This is a genomic window from Streptomyces sp. NPDC001700, assembly GCF_053596435.1.
In genome coordinates this window covers 77,407-96,473 of record NZ_JBSFGE010000004.1, presented here as the reverse complement: position 1 = coordinate 96,473, position 19,067 = coordinate 77,407, and the positions used below count along the sequence as shown (strand labels likewise).

Sequence of the window (19,067 nt, the reverse complement as noted above, 5' to 3'; positions counted from 1 at the left end):
CCCCTCTCCCCACGGTGCCTCACCCCGCCCCGGTCCGCGAGCCGGACGAGGGCCCGCCCGGTGCGTTACGGCACCACGGTGACCGGCCAGCGCCCCGCCTTGACCAGCCGGACCGCCACCGAGCCGACGATGCGGTGCCCCGCCTGCTCGGACGCGCCGACCACCACCGCGTCGGCCTTCAGCTCGTCCGCCGCCGTCACCAGGCCGTTGTACGGATCGCCGCGGAAGGTGTGGAACTCCCAGCGCACCTCGAAGACCCCGCGCAGCCGCTCGGTCGCCTCGCGCACCTCCCGCAGCAGCTCCTCGGCCACCTCGCCCGTGGTGTCCGCCACGGAGGCGCCGAGCGACGCCCCGGCCGCCAGCACCGGCTGTACGTACACCACGGCGAGCAGCGCCTTCTGCCGTCTGGCCAGCCCCGCGGCGTACGCGGCGGCACGCCAGGACGACTCGGAACCGTCCAGACCGGCCACGATAACCTTCGGACCGTCAGTTCCGCGCTCGAAGGACGCGGGAAGTTTGTCCACCACATCTGCGAGGCTAGCGCCAGGGACGTGCGGGTGATCATCCGGCCCGTCCCGCACCATGACCGCCGACCGTACGACAGGAGAAACAATGGGCGGCACGCACCGGGGCGAACTACTCGCCATCAGTGACCTGCACGTGGCCTACGAGGAGAACCGGGCGATCGTCGAGCGGCTGCGGCCCGGCTCCGAGGACGACTGGCTGATCGTGGCCGGGGACGTCGGCGAGGTCTTCGCCGACATCGAATGGGCGCTGGGGCTGCTGAGCGAGCGATTCGCCAAGGTCATCTGGTCGCCGGGCAACCATGAGCTGTGGACCCACCCCAAGGACCCGCTGGAGGCCCGGGGCGTGGCGCGCTACGAGGCGCTGGTGGAGCTGTGCCGGAGCAAGGGCATCGTCACGCCCGAGGACCCCTACCCGGTGTGGGAGGGCATCGGCGGGCCGCTCACCATCGCCCCGCTGTTCCTGCTCTACGACTACACCTTCCGCCTCGACGGCATCCACACCAAGGAAGCCGCCCTCGCCCACGCCCACGACGAGGGCGTCGTCTGCACCGACGAGCACTTCCTCCACCCCGACCCGTACCCCACCCGCGACGCCTGGTGCCGCGCCCGGGTCGCCGAGACCGAGGCCCGGCTCGCGGCCTGCGACCCCGCGTTCAAGACGGTGCTCATCAACCACTGGCCGATGACCCGGCTGCCCACCCGCGTGCTGCGCTACCCCGACTTCGCCCTGTGGTGCGGCACCGAGCTGACCGCCGACTGGCATGTGCGGTTCCGCGCCGAGACGGTCGTCTACGGCCATCTGCACATCCCCCGGACCACGGTGGAGGACGGGGTGAAGTTCCAGGAGGTCTCGGTCGGCTACCCGCGCGAGTGGAAGGCCCACGGCCGGGTGCCCGAGGACCCGCTGCGCCGGGTGCTCCCGGTACCGGTGTCCTGACCAACCACCCGGTACGCGCTCAGAGGCTTCCCCGTACGCCGGGGAACAGGTCGGTGAACGGCGACGTCGCGTCGCCCACCGACCGTCCGAAGGGCTCGTCGAAGTCCCACACCAGATAGAGCAGGAAGATGATGAGGGCGGTGAACATCACCGCCAGCATCAACTCCCGTGGTGAGCGGCGGATCTGCAGGGTGAAGACCAGCCCGATCACCAGCGCCGCGCCGAACAGCAGCCCGACCCAGACCACTTCGGGCATCGTCGGCCCCGCGCTCTGCTGCCGGGCGCCGCGCGCGTCGTCCACGGCGGCCACCTGGTCCACCATCGGCTGGTACGCCTGCGACTGGAGGTCGGTCTGCGGCGTGGCCATGGTGACGTCGTGCCGCAGCCTGGCCAGCAGGTCGGTGCCCCGGTCGGTCAGCTCGCCCCGGTCGACCATCACCTGCCACTCCCGGGACACCACATGGCGTACGTACGCGTCGACATCGTCCCGGACGCGGTCGCGCACCGGCTGGGGGTAGACGCTCACCCGCTCGGACACCTCGTGCAGCGCCTGGGCCTCCGTCCGCACTCCGTCCTGGGCGGCGCCACGGGCCTCCCAGACCCCGGCGATGGCCAGGCCCAGCACGATCGCGTAGACCACGCCGATCATCATGATCATGTAGTCGAGGACATCGGGGGTCTCGCTCGGATCGTCGTCGTCGCCGAGGCGGCGGGCGTTGAGGATCGCGAGGACGACGACGGCCGCGCAGATCCCGGCCATCAGAAGAAGCAGAATCAGCCATTCGGGCATGGGTAACCTCCGGTACGGATCGGCCGACGGTCAGCCGCGGCGCCCGCCGCGCGAGCGGGGGCGGAGCGCGGCGGCCGCGAGGACCGCGGGCGCGGTGATGAGCAGGGTGAACGTGACCAAGGAGGTTCCGCTGTCGGGTTCGTGGCGCGTGGGCTTCTGATACGCGTGCACCTCGACGCGGCGGGTCTCGCTCGGCGCGGGAGCCGGTTCGGGGGGCGGCGCCGGAGGCTCGGGTGACCGGGTCGGCGGAGCGACCGGAAGCGGCGGCGCGGGGCGCGGCACGGACGGCTTGGGCGCGGGAGCGGGCGCCGCCGACCGGGTGGGCGCCGGGGCGCGCGTCGGCGTGGGGCTCGGCGCCGGGGTGGCCGACGGCGACGCGCTGGGCGTGGGCGTCGGCGCGGGGGTCGGCGTGGGTGTCGGCGTCGGCGTAGGGCTCGGTGACGGCGTAGGCGTCGGAGTGGGGCTGGGCGTGGGCGTAGGCGTGGGGCTGGGTGTCGGCGTCGGCGTCGGTGTCGGCTTGGGCGGCGGGGGACACCAGCCGTACTGGAGCCTGAGCCAGCCCCGCCGCGTCCCCACCGACGCCCTGACACACGGACAGAACCCCAGGCCGACCTGCACCCGCACCCGCAGCCTCAGCCTCGTACGCGGCCCATGCTCCGCACCCCCGTCCCCCGTCGCCGCCGCCCCGTCCCGGACGTCGGTCGTCCGCCGAGGGGCGGCGGTGGCCGCCCGGCCGTCACCGTCCCCGTCGGCTAAGGCTGTCGCCCCCGTCGAGGCGAGCAGCAGGACCGTGGTCAGGATCCCCGCCCGCCATGCGCGATGCCATCGATTCACGAGGAGATGTTCGGCCGAACACGTCGCCGCCAGCCGTATGTGCCCAACTATTCGCCCGAATAGGGGAAAAGGTGTGGAGGTTTCGGTGAGGGAGGTTTACGCGCGCAGATCCTTGGGGCGGGCCCGGTCCAGGATCGGGCCGGTGTCCGTCCCCGGCGGCAGGGTGCCGAAAGCGTGGCCCCAGTCGCCGTCGAGCCGGGAGGCGCAGAACGCGTCGGCGACCGCCGGGTGGCTGTACCGCACCAGCAGGCTGCCCTGGAGGACCAGGGTCATCTGCTCGGCGAGGCGGCGCGCCAGCAGCTGCGCCCGCTGCGGATCGCCGAGCTGCGGCAGCAGCGCGCGCAGCCGGGCCACGGCCGCGTCCAGCCGGGCGTCGGCCCCGGCGGCGGTGTCCACCTCGGCGAGGAAGGCGTCCAGCGCGCCCGTCTCCCGGCCGAGCGCGCGCAGCACGTCGAGGGCGGCGACGTTCCCCGAGCCCTCCCAGATCGACAGCAGCGGCGCCTCCCGGTACAGGCGCGGCATGCCGGAGTCCTCCACATAGCCGTTGCCGCCCAGGCACTCCAGGGTCTCGGCGGCGTGCGTGGCGCCGCGCTTGCACACCCAGTACTTGCTGACCGCGAGCCCCAGCCTGCGCAGCGCCGCCTCGTGCCCGTCACCGGCCTCGGCGCGGTCCAGGGCGGTGGCCAGCCGCATGGAGAGGGTGGTGGCCGCCTCCGACTCGACCGCCAGATCGGCCAGGACGTTGCGCATCAGCGGCTGGTCGATCAGCTCGGCGCCGAAGGCCCGGCGGTGCTCGCAGTGGTGCAGCGCCTGCCGCAGCCCGGCGCGCATGTTCGCCGCCGAGCCGATCACGCAGTCCAGCCGGGTCACGTTGACCATCTCGACGATGGTCCGCACCCCGCGCCCCGGTTCGCCGACCCGCCAGGCCGCGGCGCGGTCGTACTCGATCTCGGAGGAGGCGTTGGAGCGGTTGCCGAGCTTGTTCTTCAGCCGCTGGAGGCGGAGCGCGTTGCGGGTGCCGTCCGGGAGGACGCGCGGCACCAGGAAGCAGGTCACCCCCTCGGGTGTCTGTGCCAGCGTCAGGAACACGTCGCTCATCGGCGCGGACGTGAACCACTTGTGGCCGGTGAGCAGGTACGTCCCGTCGTCCCCGGCCGCCGGTACGGCCTCGGTGGTGTTGGCGCGGACGTCCGAACCGCCCTGCTTCTCCGTCATCGACATGCCCGCGATCAGCCCGCGCTTGGTGAGCGGCGCGCGCAGCCCGGGGTCATAGGTGCGGGCGGTCAGCAGCGGTTCGTACGCGGCGGCCAGCTCCGGTTCGGCGCGCAGCGCCGGGATCGCGGCGTACGTCATGGAGATCGGGCAGCCGTGGCCGGGCTCGGCCTGGGCGAAGGCGTAGAACAGGCCCGCGCGCGCCAGATGCCGCCCGGGGCGGGTCTCGGCCCAGGCCGCCGCGTGCTGGCCGCTCTCCACGGCGGTGGTCATCAGCTGGTGGTACGCGGGGTGGTACTCGACCTCGTCGATCCGGTGGCCGTAGCGGTCGTGGGTGTGGAGCACCGGAGGATGCTCCTCCGCCATCCGGGCCCAGTCCTGGACCTCGGCGGAACCGGCCCGCGCGCCCAGCTCCCGCACCCGCGGCTCGGCCCACTCGGCGCCGTCCCGGCGCAGGGCCTCCAGCAGGGCGGGGTCGTCGGCCGTGCTGAAGCCGGAGAGGGGCGGGGCCTGGTTGAGGACTTCGTGCGTCGCGCTCATGGCAAGCGTCTCCTGGGGTCGCCGCGGTGCCGTGCCCTTACCGTCTCTTACAGTTTCAGTATGCGTGATGGGAAACTGTAATGGTAGTCGGGAGAGCGGCCAGGTCACGGATAGGGTTTCGCACAGCCATGGACGACACCGGAACGCTCACGCTGCGCCCCCTCACGGCGCGCTCGATCGTGCTCAGCACCCTGCTGGGCCACCATCCGCCGCAGCTGCCCGCCCGCGCGCTCGTCCGCGTCGGCGCGCTGTTCGGCACGGCCGAGGGGACGGTGCGGGTCGCCCTCACCCGGATGGTGGCCGCCGGTGACCTCGAACAGCACGGCGGCGGCTACCGGCTCACCGACCGGCTGCTCGCCCGCCAGGCCCGCCAGGACGACAGCCGCGCGCCCGGCACCCGGCGCTGGGACGGCACCTGGGAGATCGCCGTCGTCACCCCCGATCGCCGCCCCGCCCCCGAGCGCGCCGCGCTCCGCCAGGCCATGGCCGCGCTGCGGCTCGCCGAACTCCGCGAGGGCACCTGGCTGCGCCCCGCCAACCTCGTACGCCCCCGCCCGCCCGTGGTCGCCGAGCAGTGCGGCTGCTTCACCGCCACCCCGGAGGACGACCCGGCCGCCCTCGCGGCCCGGCTCTGGGACCTGCCGGACTGGGCCGACCGGGCCCACCGCCTCGCCGCCGCCCTGGACGCGGCGCACAGCCCGGCCGACCGGTTCACGGTGGCGGCGGCGGTGTTGCGGCAGCTGCTGACCGATCCGGTGCTGCCGGAGGAACTGCTGCCGCAGGGGTGGCCGGGCGCGGAGCTGCGGGAGCGGTACGACGCGTTCGAGCGGGAGTTCCGCGATCAGCTGCGCCCGTACACCGCCTGAGCCTTACGCCGAGCCACGCAGCACCAGCTCCACGTCCAGCACCACCGCCGGTTCGATCGCCTCCCCGCCCGCGAGCCGCAGCAGCTGACGCGCCAGCCGCCGCCCGATCTCCGGGATCGGCTGCCGCACCGTCGTCAGCGGCGGGTCCGCGTAGCGCGCCGCCTGTACGTCGTCGAAGCCCACCACCGCCACGTCCTCCGGCACCCGCCGCCCGGCCTGCCGCAGGGCCCGCAGCACGCCGAGGCCCATGAGGTCGGAGGCGACGAAGACGGCGTCCAGCTCCGGTTCCCGCGCCAGCAGCTCCCGCATCGCGACCGCGCCCGACTCCTGTGTGAAGTCCCCGGCCGCCACCACCGGTTCCCGCCCGGCCTCCTTCAACGCTGTCCGGTAGCCGGTCAGCCGGTCGATGCCCGCCACCATGTCCTGCGGGCCCGCGACCGTGGCGACGCGGGTGCGGCCGGAGCGGAGCAGATGCCGTACGGCGAGGGCCGCGCCCCCGGCGTTGTCGACGCCCACGTACGGCAGCACGTACGGCAGCGCCGCAGCCCCCAGCAGCCGTTCGTTGCAGACCACCGGAATGCCCATGCGGGCCAGCGCGGCGGGCAGCGGATCGGCGCCGTGCATCGAGGCGACCATGACCCCGTCGACGTGGCGCGCCAGGGCGAAGCGCTCGACGCGGTCGCGTCCGGCGGGGGAGCGGGCCATCATCAGCACGAGCTGCTTGTCCGCCTCCTCCAGCTCCTGCCCGACCCCGCGCACCACGCCCTGGAAGAACTCGTCGTCCGAGAAGACCCGGCCCGGCTCCTCGGGCAGGACGAGCGCGAACGAGTCGGTGCGCTGGGTGACCAGGCTGCGGGCCGCCTGGTTGGGGACGTAGCCCAGCTCCTCGATGGCCCGCAGCACCGCCGCCCGGCTGTCCTCGGCGACCCTGGTCGAGCCGTTGACGACGCGGGAGACCGTGGCGCGCGAGACTCCCGCGTGCAGGGCCACGCTCTCCAGGGTGGGCCGGGGCCGGTGCATCCGGGCATACCTCGCTGTTCGCTTCGCCGCCGCTGCTCGTCGGTACAGCATGGCCCGGTGCGCGCCCGCTTGTCAGGGCGCGGGGTCAGGGCGCGAGGGGCGGGACATGAGCGTCAGGGCGCGAGCACGCGGGCGCGGCAGACCGAGGGCGAGCCCCAGGCGCCCCGCAGGGCGCGGGCCTTGCGGATCCACAGCGACAGGTCGTACTCGTCGGTGTAGCCGATCGCGCCGTGCAGCTGGAGGGCGGTGCGCGCGGCCGCGTACGCCGCCTCGCCCGCCGCCACCTTGGCGGCGGCCACCTCGGTCCCGGCCCCCGGCCCGCCCGCCGCGAGCGCGACCGCGGCGCCGTGGAGCAGCGGGCGGGCGAACTCCAGCCCGATGAGCACATCCGCCAACTGGTGCCGCACCGCCTGGAACGAGCCGATCGCGCGGCCGAACTGGGTCCGCTGCTTCACATACGCCACCGTCCGGTCCAGCAGCGCGAACCCGGCGCCCAGCGACTGCGCGGCCGTCGCGAAGGCGGCCCAGTCCGCGGCGCGGGCGGCGGCCTCGGCGACGGCCGGGCCCCGCGCGAGCTGTTGGCCCCCGGGCAGTGGCGGGGCGAGCCGCCGGGCGGGGTCGAGGGAGGCCCGCACCGGGCCGTGCCCCGGGGCGTGCCACAACTCCTCGCCATGGACGGCGAGGACGGCGTCGGCGGCGTCCGCGTCCAGGGCGTACGGACCGCCCTCGGCCGTCGCCACGGTGACCACGGCCTGCCCGGAGGCGATACGGGACAGCCAGCCCCCGGCCTCCGGGCACGCCGTCAGCAGCACCGCCGCCGCGGCCGTCTCGGCCCATGGCCCCGGTACGGCGTGCCGCCCCAGCTCGACGTACGCGACGGCCAGCTCCACCGGCAGCGGCCCCACGCCCTCGTACGCCTCCGGTACGGCGAGCGCGGTCACCCCGGCCTCGGCGAGCCGCCCCCACAGCGCCCGCCCGGGCCCGTGCTCCCCGCGCGCCCACGCCCGCACGGCGCCGGGGGTGTCCGCGGCGCCGAGCATCCGGTCCAGGGTGCGGCCGAACTCGCTCTGCGCCTCGTCCAGCAGGAACCTCATGCGCGGTCGCCTTTCCGTCGCCGTCTCGCCGTCTCGCCGTATCGCCGGGTTCGCTCATCGCCTGCTCTTGGGCAGGCCGAGCAGCCGTTCCGCCACGATGTCCCGCTGGATCTCGTTCGTCCCGGCGTAGATCGGCCCCGCCAGCGCGAAGACGTAGCCTTCTGTCCAGGTGTCCTCCGCCAGTTCGCCGTCCGGGCCGAGCAGATCCAGGGCGGTTTCGTGGAGGCCGATGTCCAGCTCCGACCAGAAGACCTTGTTGAGGCTCGACTCGGCTCCGAGCGTGCCTCCGGCGGCCAGGCGCGAGGCGCCCGCGTAGGCGAAGAGTTCATACGCGCGGGCGCGGATCACGGCGTCGGCCACCCGGTCCCGCAGGGCCGCCGCGGTCTCCTCCCCGGCTGCGGTACGTTCGCGCCACAGGGCGGCCAGACGGCGGGCGGCGGCCGTGAACCGGCCGGGGCTGCGCAGGGTCAGACCGCGCTCGTTGCCCGCGGTGCTCATCGCGACCCGCCAGCCCTGCCCCGGTTCGCCGATGACGTCCTCGTCGGGCACGAACACTTCGTCCAGGAAGAGTTCGGCGAAGGCGGGCTTCCCGTCGAGGCGGCCGATGGGACGCACGGTCACGCCGGGCGCGTCCAGCGGGAACATCAGATACGTCAGCCCCCGGTGCGGCGGGGCGCCGGGCTCCCGGTGGCTGCGGAACAGTCCGAAGGCCCGGTCGGCGAAGGCCGCCCGGGAGGACCAGGTCTTCTGGCCGGAGAGCAGCCAGCCGCCGTCCGCGCGCCGCGCGGTGGAGCGCAGCGAGGCGAGGTCGGAGCCCGCCTCCGGCTCGGACCAGGCCTGCGCCCAGATCACCTCGCCGCGCGCCATCGGCGGCAGGAGCCTGGCCCGCTGTTCGGCGGTGCCGTGGTCGAAGAGGGTGGGGGCGAGCAGGCTGACGCCGTTCTGGCTCACCCGGCCGGGCGCGCCCGCCGCGTAGTACTCGTCCTCGAACAGCAGCCACTCCAGCACCGACGCGCCCCGCCCGCCGTACTCCTCGGGCCAGGTCACCGCCGACCAGCGGCCGGACGACAGGGTCCGCTCCCAGGCGCGGTGGGCGGCGAACCCCTCGGCGGTCTCCAGGGACGGCAGCGCGGCGGTGGGCACATGGGCCGCGAGCCACCGCCGGGCCTCGGCCCGGAACGCTTCCTGCCGCTCGGTCAGGTCGAGATCCATCGGGCCCCGGGCTCCTTCCCTAACAAGTGTTTGGTAGGTTACCGTGGCGTTGTGATGGACAACAAGCCGTCGTACGTCCCCGGCCACGGCCTGCTCACCGGCCGCACGGCCGTCATCACGGCCGCGGCGGGCGCCGGGATCGGCGGCGCCACGGCCCGCCGGTTCCTGGAGGAGGGCGCCAGGATCGTCATCGGCGACGCCCACGCACGCCGCCTCGACGAGACGGCCACCGCCCTCGCCAAGGAGTTCGGGGCGGACCGCGTCGCCGGGCTGACCTGCGACGTCACCGACGAGGACGAAGTGGCGGCGCTCCTCGACCTCGCCGAGGAACACCACGGACGGCTGGACGTCCTGGTCAACAACGCCGGTCTCGGCGGCACCGCCGAACTCACCGAGATGACCGACGACCAGTGGCACCGGGTCATCGAAGTCACCCTGGGCGGCACCTTCCGCTGCACCCGCGCCGCCCTGCGCCGCATGAAGGCCCGCGGCTCCGGCGGCGTCATCGTCAACAACGCCTCGGTCGTCGGCTGGCGCGCCCAGGCCGGACAGGCCCACTACGCCGCCGCCAAGGCCGGGGTCATGGCGCTCACCCGCTGCGCCGCCGTCGAGGCCGCCGCGTACGGGGTGCGCGTCAACGCCGTATCGCCGAGCCTCGCCATGCATCCGCACCTGGTGAAGGTCACCACGCCCGAGCTGCTGGCCGAGCTGACCGAGCGCGAGGCGTTCGGCCGGTACGCCGAGCCGTGGGAGGTCGCCAACGTGATCGTCTTCCTGGCCAGCGGCTACTCCTCGTACATGACGGGCGAGTCGGTCGCCGTGAGCAGTCGGCACCCATGAGCCCGGGACCGATGAGTGCCGCACCCGTGAGGCGAGAATGGGAACGTGCCGAAAATCAGCGGGAACAGCAAGAAGACCACCGTGAGCCCGTCCCCCGAGCGGCGCCGCGAACTGCTCGCGACGGCGGCCGAGGTGTTCGCCGCCCAGGGCTACAACGCGACCACCGTCCGCCGGATCGCGGACGAGGCGGGGATGCTCGCGGGCAGCCTGTACTACCACTTCGACTCCAAGGAGTCGATGGTCGACGAGATCCTCTCCACCTTCCTCGACGAGCTGTGGGCGGGGTACGAGGACGTGCTGCGGGCCGGGCTCGGCCCCCGGGAGACCATCGAGGCGCTCGTCACCGAGTCCTTCCGGGAGATCGACCGGCACCGGGCCGCCGTCGCGATCTACCAGAAGGAGTCCCGGCAGCTCGCCGCCCTGCCCCGCTTCGGCTACCTCACCGACTCGCAGCGCAGGTTCGAACAGGCCTGGCTGGGCACGCTGGAGCGCGGCGTGGCCGACGGGGTGTTCCGCGCCGACCTCGACGCCCGGCTCGCCTACCGCTTCCTGCGCGACACCGTCTGGGTCGCCGCGTCCTGGTACCGGCCCGGCGGACAGCACAGCCCCGAGGAGATCGCCCGCCAGTACGTGTCGATGGTCCTGGACGGCATCACCCCCCGACTCTGAACTCTCTGGAGTGACCATGGCCGAGGCATTCATCGTCGAAGCGGTACGGACCCCCGTCGGGCGGCGCAAGGGCGGGCTGGCGTCCGTCCACCCGGCCGACCTCGGCGCGCACGTGCTGCGCGCGCTGGTGGAGCGCTCGGGCGTCGACCCGGCCGCCGTCGAGGACGTGGTCTTCGGCTGCCTGGACACCGTGGGCCCGCAGTCCGGGGACATCGCCCGCACCAGCTGGCTGGCCGCCGGGCTGCCCGAGGAGGTGCCGGGCGTGACCGTCGACCGGCAGTGCGGCTCCTCCCAGCAGGCCCTGCACTTCGCGGCGCAGGCGGTGCTCTCCGGCACCCAGGACCTGGTGGTCGCGGGCGGTGTGCAGAACATGTCGCAGGTGCCGATCGCCTTCGCCAGCCGCCAGGCCGCCGAGCCGCTGGGCCTGACCGAGGGGCCGTTCGCGGGCTCGGAGGGCTGGCGGGCGCGGTACGGCGACCGGCCGGTCAACCAGTTCTACGGCGCCGAGCTGATCGCCGAGAAGTGGGGGATCAGCCGCCCGGAGATGGAGGAGTTCGCGCTCCGCTCCCACCGGCGCGCGCTCCACGCCATCGACGAGGGCCGCTTCGACCGCGAGGTGGTCCCGTACGGCGACGTCCGCGTGGACGAGGGGCCGCGCCGCGACACCAGCCTGGAGAAGATGGCCGCGCTCGCCCCGCTCATGGAGGGCGGCCGCCTCACCGCCGCGCTCTCCTCCCAGGTCTCCGACGGCGCCGCCGCGCTGCTGGTCGCCTCCGAACGGGCCGTACGGGAACACGGCCTGACCCCGCGCGCCCGCATCCACCATCTGTCGGTGCGCGGCGAGGACCCGATCCGCATGCTGTCCGCGCCGATCCCGGCCACCGCGTACGCGCTGAAGAAGACCGGCATGACGATCGCCGACATCGACCTGGTGGAGATCAACGAGGCGTTCGCACCGGTGGTGCTGGCCTGGCTGCGCGAGAGCGGCGCCGACCCGGACCGGGTCAACGCCAACGGCGGCGCGATAGCCCTGGGCCACCCCCTGGGTGCGACCGGCGCCAAGCTGATGACGACCCTGCTGCACGAACTGGAGCGCACGGGCGGCCGCTACGGCCTGCAGACGATGTGCGAGGGCGGCGGTCAGGCGAACGTCACGATCGTCGAGCGCCTCTGACGGCGGGCGGCCACCCGCTCGGCGGGCGGAGTCCGGCGCAGGCAGCCGAAGCCCGTGAGGCCCCTGGGGCCGAGCGGTGCGAGGGGGCCGTTGGGGATGGGGGTCGATGTGCGAGGGCGGCGGTCAGGCGAACGTCACGATCGTCGAGCGCCTCTGACGGCGGGCGGCCACCCGCTCGGCGGGCGGAGTCCGGCGCAGGCAGCCGAAGCCCGTGAGGCCCCTGGGGCCGAGCGGTGCGAGGGGGCCGTTGGGGATGGGGGTCGATGTGCGAGGGCGGCGGCCAGGCGAACGTCACGATCGTCGAACGCCTCTGACGGCGGGCGGCCCCGCCGCCCTGTGCCAGCGCACCGGGTCGCACCCTGCCGTGCTGGGCTGCGCCGCGCCCCTGGTGCCGCCCCGCCCCGCCGGGCCGCCCTGTGCCGCCGTGCCGGGCCGCCTCGTGTCAGCGTGCCGGGCCACGCCCCGCATCTGGCCCGCGCTGCGGCGTCCACGCCGTTCCCTGCCGCGCCGGGCTGCGCCGCACCCCCCGCCTCGCCCCGTCGCACCGGGGAACCCCGCGCCCCCGCGCCGGGCTGCCCCGCGCCGCCGTGCCGCGTTGCCTCGTGTCAGCGTGCCGGGCGCCGCCGGGCTGTCGGGTCATGCCCCGCAGCTGGCCTGTGCTGTGGCGCCCCGCGCCGTCGCCCGGCCCGCCGCCTGCCGTGCTGGCCTGCGCCGCGCCGCCTCGCCGTCGCGCCGCCCCGCGCCGGTCGCGCCGGGACGCGCCACGCTGCCGTCCCCGCCGCCGGGCTGGAGCTTTTGGCTGGCGCGCGCCGCCTGCCGTCCCCGCCGCTGGATCGGACGCTTCTGGCTGGTGGCCCCCGCAGGGCCCGCACATGATGGGCGCATGGCGTGTGGATCTACCAGCCTCGGGAACGGCGAAGCCACCTGGTTCTGTTGTGGCAACGCCTGGGGGCCGTGTGCCGCCGCAGGGGGCGGGGCCTGCGGCACCTGCAAGTCCAGTGCCCTGCAGGCCGCCTGGCCCAACGCGTCCAAGGCGTGCTGGGACATCACCCGGCCGGATCTGTGCGGCGAGAACCTGCCACGGCGCGGCTGCGGGTCGGCCATCAAGGTGCGCCATCTGTGCTCCGGCGCGTCCGTCTGCGTCACCGTCAGCGACTGCGGCCCGCGCACCAAGAGCTTCTGCGGCGAGTCCAGCTGCTGCGACGGGGCGTGCCGCAGCAACCGCGTCATCGATCTGACCCCCGCCGCCTTCTCCGTCATCGGCAGCCTCAGCACCGGCACCCTGCCGGTCTCCCTCTACGAGTGAGGCCCGCCATGTCCTTCGACCGCCGCCGCTTCCTCACCGCCGCCGCGCTGCGCGGCGCGACCGTCGTCGGGACGGGCGTCGTCGGGGCGACCGCGCTGGGGGCCGTGGACGCCGACGCCGTGTTCGCCGCGCCACTGCGCCGACCCCTGGACCCGGCGGTCCCCGCCAGCGCCTTCGTGGAGGGGCGGATCACCTCCATCGACGGCGGGGTGCTGGACGTGGCGGGCTCCCACGGCGAATACGCCCGGGTCCGGGTCACCAACGCCACCAGCGTCTGGAAGGTACGTGCCACCACCGCCGCGTCGGTCGAGACCGGCGACGGGCTCTACGCGCGCGGCGTCCCGATGCCCGACGGCACGATCGCCGCCGACGCGGTGTGGGTGAACATCGTGAACCTCCACACCACCATCCGCGGTATCGAGAAGACCCGGCTGCACCTCGCGCACGGAGCCCACGAGATCGTCGGCAACCTCCTCCCGGCGACCTCCAGCGCCTCGTACTCCGGCGCCGCGCCCACCGCCGACCTCTCCGGGCTGCGGATCGGGCAGGGCGCCGGGGTCCTGGGCGCCTGGCGGCCGTCCGACGACTCCGTGGACATCGTCCGGGTGGCGGTCGGGCCGGGGGCGGGGCACCGCCGATGAGCGCCGCCGCCCTCGACCTCGCCGCGCCACTGCTCGCCGGGGTGCTGGGGGCGGCCGGTGCGGGCAAGGCCTTCGGCCACGGCACGGCCCGGCTGGCGCACCGCACCGCGCTGGCCCGGCTGCTGCGCGGCGGCGACCGCGCGGTGCTCGCCCTGCGCGTCCTCGGCGCCCTCGAACTCCTCCTGGGCGCCGCGCTGTTGGCGCTGCCGCCGTCGGTGGCCACGGGCGCGGCCGCCGCCGCGCTCGGCGCCGGATTCCTCGGCTATCTCGGGTACGCCAGGACGACCGCGCCCGGCGCCTCCTGCGGCTGTACGGCGCGGGACGACGGGCCGGTGGGGGCCAGGGCCTTCGCACGCGCCGCCGTGGTGGTGGCGGGCGGGATCGCGGTGGCGCTGGCCCGCCACCCCTGGTGGGCCACCGCCCCGCGCCACCCGGCCGCCACCGGATGCTGCGCCCTCGTCGCGGTGGCCGGGCTGGTGGCCCTGTCCGCCGATCGCCGAAGGTGGCGGATGCCGTGGCGCAGACTGCGGCTCCGTCTCACGGGCCATCCGCTGAGTGGCACGTCCGGGGCACGGGTGCCGGTGGCCGCCACGGTCGAGCTGCTGGAACACTCCCTCGCCTGGCAGAACACCTCGCCCCTGGTGCGCTCCGCGCTGCTGGACCACTGGGACGACGGCGGCTGGCGCATCCTCCAGTACGCCGGGATCCACGCGCGCGGCGGCGCCGCGCGACCGGTGGTGGTGCTGTTCGCGCTGGACGCGGCGGCGAGCCGGGACGCGGCGCAGGAGCCCGCGGTGCGGGTGAGCGTCCTCGACGCCGATACGGGCGAGTCGCTACGGAGTTGACGCGGCCAGCAGCGCCGTGTCGTCGTCCACCCGGCCCGGGATGTCCAGCAGCCCCAGCGCCCGGTCGATGATGGCCTGCGGGTCGGCGAGGGCGGGCGTGGTGAGCCCGTCGCAGGCGCGCCGCAGCGCCGCCAGGCCGTCGTCCAGGGGCAGCTGGCTGTTCTCCACCAGCCCGTCGGTGAACAGCAGCAGCCCCGCGCCGGGCGGCAGCCGCGTCTCGTGGCCGACCGGGGGGTCGTGCGCGAGGCCCAGCGGGGCGTTCGGGTAGACCTCCAGGAAGCTCGTCGTGCCGTCCGCCACCAGCAGCGGCGGCAGATGGCCGCTGGCCGCGTACCGCAGCCGCCGGGTGCGCGGTTCGTACACCGCGTACAGGCAGGTGGCGAAGTGGTCGACGTCCAGGGAGCGCAGATAGGCGTCCAGCTTGCCGAGCAGCACCCCGGGGGAGGCGCGGTCCAGGGCGAAGCCGCGCAGGGTGGAGCGCAGCCGTCCCATCACGGTGGCGGCGTCCACGTCATGGCCCATCACATCGCCGATGGTCAGCCCCATCTCGCCGTCGGGCAGCGCGATGACGTCGTACCAGTCGCCGCCGATCTCGGCGCCGCTGGCGCTCGCCTCGTAGTAGGAGGCAGTGTGCAGCCCCGGCATCTGGGGGAGGTGCTGCGGCAGCAGGGCGCGCTGGAGCGTCATCGCGAGATGGCGCTCGTTGCGGAAGCGGGCCGCGTTGTCGTAGGCGAGGGCCAGCCGCCCGGCCACGCCCTGCAGATACTGCCGGTCGGCCATGGTGTACGCGCCCTCGCGGCGGGCGACGGCCAGCGCGCCCAGCATCCGGCCGTGCGCGAGCAGGGGTACGGAGAGCAGGGTGCCGCCGGTGGCGGGCGGCTCGGGGGTGGCGCCCGCGAGCAGGGACTCGGCGAGGGCCCGGTCCAGGCGGTCGTCCGGCACCACCGGCTCCCCGGCGGCGTACACGGGCCGCTCCGCGCGGGGGTCGGCGAGGCGGATCCGTATCTCGTCGGCCAGGGCCGGGACGAGCAGCTCCCCGGCGGTGTCCAGGACCTGCGGCGGATCGAGGGTGTCGGACAGCTGCAGGCTCGCCTGGGACAGCGAGGTGAGCATGTCCGTCTGGCGGCGGCTGTCGCTGAGCACCCGTTCGCGCAGCTGCGACAGCTCCAGGTTGGCGCCGACCCGGGCGAGGAGCTGACGCGCCGAGAAGGGCTTGGCGAGATAGTCGTCGGCGCCCGCCCCCAGCCCCCGCACCGTGGACTCCTCCCCGGCGCGCGCGGTCAGCATGATGATCGGCAGCCGGGTGGTCCGGGGGTCGGCGCGCAGCGCCCGCACCAGCCCGAAGCCGTCCAGGCGCGGCATCATCACATCGGTCAGCACCAGATCGACGGGGCGCTCCAGGGCGGTGTCCAGCGCGGCACGGCCGTCGGCCGCGAGGAGGACGTCGTGGTCGCGGCCGAGGAGATCGCCGAGATAGGACCGTACGTCGGCGTTGTCGTCCGCGACCAGCAGCCGGGGCCGCCGGGCCGGGGCCGGCTCCGGCGGACCCGGGGCGTACGGCTCCTCGGGCGCCCCGGCCTCCGCGCGCGGCGCCCCGGCGGGGACCTCCGGGGCCGTCGCCGGGGCCTGGGCCGCCAGGGGCTCGGACGGCGGGGCGGTGTCGAACCAGTGGGCCGCCTCCTGGGCGTAGGCGGTGGCGCGCTCGGCCTCGCCCGTCGTGCCCCGTACGGACGGCGCCCCGATCCGTACGCCCTCCAGATGCCCGGTGCCGAACGGAATCTCCACCGTGAACTCGGTGCCCCGGCCCGGGACGCTCGTCACCGAGATGGTGCCCGAGTGCAGCTCGACCAGGTCCTTGACCAGCGCCAGCCCGATGCCACTGCCCTCGTACGACCGGGACCGCGCTCCGCGCACCCGGTGGAAGCGCTCGAAGAGGTGGGGCAGCTCCTCCGGCGGGATGCCGGTGCCGGTGTCGCTCACGGTGAGCCGGGCGTCGCGGCCCGCGGTGGCCATCCGTACCGTGGCGCCGCCGGTGAAAGTGAACTTCAGCGCGTTGCTGACCAGATTGAGGACGATCTTCTCCCACATCTCCCGGTCGATGTGCACCGGCTCGGGCAGCGGCGGGCAGTCCACCTCCAGGGTCAGCCCGGCCATGTCGAACGAGGAGTGGAAGATGGCCGCCAGCTCGGCGGTGGTCCGGGACAGGTCCACCGGTTCGAAGGTGCCCTTGAGCCCTCCTGCCTCCACCCGGGAGACGTCCAGCAGGGTGTTGACCAGCTTCAGCAGCCGCAGCGCGCTGCGCTCGGCCAGCTCCAGCTGGGACCGCCGCCCGGCCCGGTCCTCGTCGGCCAGCGCCTGCTGGACCGGGCCGAGGATCAGGGTGAGCGGGGTGCGGAACTCATGGCTGATGTTGGAGAAGAACACCGTCTTGGCGCGGTCCAGCTCGGCCAGCGTCTCCGCCCGCCGCCGCTGCTCCTGCTGGGCGTGGGCCGCCGACAGGGCCGCCCCGACGGTGGCCGCGAGCACCTCGAAGAAGTCCTGGTAGGGGGCGGTGGCGGGGAGCCGCGGATTGACGCCCATCACCAGCACGCCCTCCACCGCGCCCGACCGCACCAGCGGATGGGCCAGCGCCTCCTGGTCGGGCACCGAGAACAGCGCGCCCGGCAGCCGGGCCGGTGCCGCGTCGCCCACGACGGCCGCCAGCCGCGTCTCCAGGCTCGCCGCCTCCTCGACCCGGTCCAGCCGCAGCTCCCCGACCTCCCGGGCGGCCTCCGCCGGGACGGCGGCGGACGCGGCGAGCTGGAGCCTGCCGGGCCCGGGCACCAGGTAGAAGGCGGTGAACGGGACGTCGTCCCGGTGGATGTCCAGCATCTCGGCGACCGTCCGGGCGACGCTCTGCGGGGTGCGCAGCCCGGCCGTCCGGGCGCCGAGCCCCGCCAGCAGCCGCAGCCGCCGCTCGCTGAGCACCCGCGCCGTGGTCTCGGTGACGACGCACAGCACCCCAGCCACCGCGCCGCCATCCAGCAGCGGCTGGATGGACACGTCGAAGTAGGACTGCTCCAGGAAACCGCGCCGCTGGAGGACGAACGACCGGTCGGTGACCAGGGAGGGCTTGCGGCTCTCCCATACGGTCTCGAAGAGCGGAGCGACGGACAGCTCCCAGTTCTCGGGGAAGACGTCCAGGCCGGACCGGCCCAGCGCCCCCGGATGCTTGGAGCCGATGATGTCCGCGTACCCGTCGTTGTAGAGCATCAGGTAGTCGGGGCCCCAGAACACGGCCATCGGCTGCTCGGTGAACAGCACGATCCGCAACGCCTCGACCAGCCGTGGAGGCCAGGCGTCAGTGACGCCGAGTGGCGTCGCCGACCAGTCGATGCCACTCATCACCCTGCCGAGCGCACCGCCCTCGGCGAACAGCTCTCCGGCCGCCGTGTGCTGGTTCCCGGGCCCGTTCATCGAGTCAGCTTCCCTCTCATATTCTGGCACAGTGCCGCCACCGGGCGAGGGGCCGCGGACACCGTGGGTTGCACGGGCATCCCCACTGAGTACGCTGGACAAGGCGCGACTTACCGGGGCATATCGCGCTGTGCAGATCTTCGCCGCGGCATAGCGCATGAACCGGGGGTGGGGGAGTGGGAGTGGTATGTCCGAGCAGTCCCCCGACCCCCCGCACCACCGCTCGCGGTTCCGCCGGCTGCACCGTACGTTCCACCGGTCCCCGGCCGGGCGGGGGTATCGCCGGGGCAGCGAATTCGAGCTGATGCACCGGGCGTTGGGGTTCGCCGCGCTCGGCTTCCTCACCCTGGTGCCGCTGCTGATCGTGGTCGCCGCGGCCGATCCGGTGAACCGGCACGGCTTCGCGCAGTGGCTGGCCGAGGGGCTCGGGGTGTCGTCCACCTCACGGGACGAGGTCCTGGACCTGTTCGCCCCGCCGAGGCGGTCGCTGGAGGCCACCACCGCGTTCGGTCTGGCCACCCTGGCCCTCTTCGGGCTGACCTTCGGCGGGGTGGTGCAGACCGGCTACGAGAAGGTGTGGGAGCTGCCCCCGGGGCGCTGGCACACCGTGTGGCGCCATCTGGTCTGGCTCACCGTGCTCATCGGCTACCTCCTGCTCTCCTCCCACCTCGGCTCGGGGCCCCTCCGGCTGGTCGTCACCGTCATCGGCACGGTGCTCTTCTTCTGGTGGTCGCAGCGGCTGCTGCTGGGCGGGCGGATCAGCTGGGGCGCCCTGCTGCCGGGCGCGCTGTCCACCGGCGTCGGGCTGCTGGGGCTGCGGGTCTTCTCCCGGCTGGTGTTCTCGCCGCTGATCGCCTCCAGCGCGGTGTCCTACGGCCCGGTCGGCACCGTGCTCGTCGTGCAGTCCTGGCTGGTCGGCGTCGGCTTCGTGGTGTTCGGCGGCGCGCTCGTCGGGCGGCTGCTGCACGAGGAGTATCTGCGGCTGGTGACCTGGCGCCGCACGCGACGCCGCCTGGAGCGCTCCCGGGGCGGCTGACCGGGGTGTCTGAACGAGGGGTCTGAACGAGGCGTCCGGATGGGCGGAAACCGCGTCGCCCGGGGCCG

16 protein-coding genes are annotated in these 19,067 nt (G+C 74.5%); 9 read left to right on the top strand and 7 right to left on the bottom strand.

Annotation, left to right across the window (positions count from 1 at the left end):
* Positions 1-65: 65 nt before the first annotated feature.
* On the bottom strand, positions 66-527 hold the full coding sequence (locus ACWC5C_RS08920) for a universal stress protein (protein WP_450874780.1): 462 nt from the start codon (positions 525-527) through the stop codon (positions 66-68).
* An 85-nt stretch (positions 528-612) separates the two neighbouring features.
* Here ACWC5C_RS08920 and ACWC5C_RS08915 point away from each other — a divergent pair, with 85 nt between their 5' ends.
* Positions 613-1,464 carry a metallophosphoesterase family protein gene (locus tag ACWC5C_RS08915; protein ID WP_385441291.1) on the top strand — a complete coding sequence of 284 codons (852 nt, stop codon included), beginning with the start codon at positions 613-615 and terminating at the stop codon, positions 1,462-1,464.
* Between the two features lie 19 nt (positions 1,465-1,483).
* Here ACWC5C_RS08915 and ACWC5C_RS08910 read toward each other — a convergent pair whose 3' ends face one another.
* Entirely contained in the window at positions 1,484-2,254 is a 771-nt protein-coding gene (locus ACWC5C_RS08910) for a bestrophin-like domain (protein WP_385441293.1), read from the bottom strand.
* A gap of 930 nt (positions 2,255-3,184) precedes the next feature.
* Positions 3,185-4,840, bottom strand: a complete 1,656-nt coding sequence (locus ACWC5C_RS08905) for an acyl-CoA dehydrogenase family protein (protein ID WP_450874779.1) — start codon at positions 4,838-4,840, stop codon at positions 3,185-3,187.
* 128 nt (positions 4,841-4,968) lie between these two features.
* On the opposite strand from ACWC5C_RS08905, the gene ACWC5C_RS08900 reads away from it, so the two are divergent.
* A complete protein-coding gene (locus ACWC5C_RS08900; protein WP_450874778.1) occupies positions 4,969-5,706 on the top strand; it encodes a PaaX family transcriptional regulator C-terminal domain-containing protein in 738 nt (245 codons plus the stop codon).
* A gap of 3 nt (positions 5,707-5,709) precedes the next feature.
* Here the strand turns inward: ACWC5C_RS08900 and ACWC5C_RS08895 are convergent, their stop codons facing one another.
* From ACWC5C_RS08895 to ACWC5C_RS08885, 3 genes are all read right to left on the bottom strand, one after another.
* Entirely contained in the window at positions 5,710-6,726 is a 1,017-nt protein-coding gene (locus ACWC5C_RS08895) for a LacI family DNA-binding transcriptional regulator (RefSeq protein ID WP_450874777.1), read from the bottom strand.
* 113 nt (positions 6,727-6,839) lie between these two features.
* The gene (locus ACWC5C_RS08890; protein ID WP_450874776.1) at positions 6,840-7,820 is read right to left on the bottom strand and encodes an acyl-CoA dehydrogenase family protein; all 981 of its coding nucleotides are present in this window, start codon (positions 7,818-7,820) and stop codon (positions 6,840-6,842) included.
* Between the two features lie 54 nt (positions 7,821-7,874).
* On the bottom strand, positions 7,875-9,032 hold the full coding sequence (locus ACWC5C_RS08885) for an acyl-CoA dehydrogenase family protein (RefSeq protein ID WP_450874775.1): 1,158 nt from the start codon (positions 9,030-9,032) through the stop codon (positions 7,875-7,877).
* A 54-nt stretch (positions 9,033-9,086) separates the two neighbouring features.
* Here ACWC5C_RS08885 and ACWC5C_RS08880 point away from each other — a divergent pair, with 54 nt between their 5' ends.
* The 6 genes from ACWC5C_RS08880 (at position 9,087) to ACWC5C_RS08855 (ending at position 14,507) form a co-directional block, all read left to right on the top strand.
* The gene (locus tag ACWC5C_RS08880) at positions 9,087-9,872 is read left to right on the top strand and encodes an SDR family oxidoreductase (RefSeq protein WP_450875133.1); all 786 of its coding nucleotides are present in this window, start codon (positions 9,087-9,089) and stop codon (positions 9,870-9,872) included.
* Between the two features lie 45 nt (positions 9,873-9,917).
* On the top strand, positions 9,918-10,541 hold the full coding sequence (locus tag ACWC5C_RS08875; RefSeq protein WP_450874774.1) for a TetR/AcrR family transcriptional regulator: 624 nt from the start codon (positions 9,918-9,920) through the stop codon (positions 10,539-10,541).
* Between the two features lie 16 nt (positions 10,542-10,557).
* Complete coding sequence (locus ACWC5C_RS08870) at positions 10,558-11,715, top strand: acetyl-CoA C-acetyltransferase (protein ID WP_450874773.1); 1,158 nt, start codon at positions 10,558-10,560, stop codon at positions 11,713-11,715.
* An 883-nt stretch (positions 11,716-12,598) separates the two neighbouring features.
* A complete protein-coding gene (locus ACWC5C_RS08865; protein ID WP_450874772.1) occupies positions 12,599-13,021 on the top strand; it encodes a septal ring lytic transglycosylase RlpA family protein in 423 nt (140 codons plus the stop codon).
* Between the two features lie 8 nt (positions 13,022-13,029).
* A complete protein-coding gene (locus ACWC5C_RS08860; protein ID WP_450874771.1) occupies positions 13,030-13,662 on the top strand; it encodes a cell wall protein in 633 nt (210 codons plus the stop codon).
* A complete protein-coding gene (locus ACWC5C_RS08855; RefSeq protein WP_450874770.1) occupies positions 13,659-14,507 on the top strand; it encodes a MauE/DoxX family redox-associated membrane protein in 849 nt (282 codons plus the stop codon). Before ACWC5C_RS08860 ends, ACWC5C_RS08855 begins: the two co-directional genes overlap by 4 nt.
* On the opposite strand, the gene ACWC5C_RS08850 is transcribed toward ACWC5C_RS08855, so the two are convergent.
* Positions 14,496-17,963, bottom strand: coding sequence for a SpoIIE family protein phosphatase (locus ACWC5C_RS08850; RefSeq protein WP_450874769.1), 3,468 nt, complete (start codon positions 17,961-17,963; stop codon positions 14,496-14,498). The genes ACWC5C_RS08855 and ACWC5C_RS08850 overlap by 12 nt on opposite strands.
* Before the next feature lie 187 nt (positions 17,964-18,150).
* On the opposite strand from ACWC5C_RS08850, the gene ACWC5C_RS08845 reads away from it, so the two are divergent.
* Entirely contained in the window at positions 18,151-18,999 is an 849-nt protein-coding gene (locus ACWC5C_RS08845; RefSeq protein WP_450874768.1) for a ribonuclease BN, read from the top strand.
* The last annotated feature ends 68 nt before the right edge of the window (positions 19,000-19,067 follow it).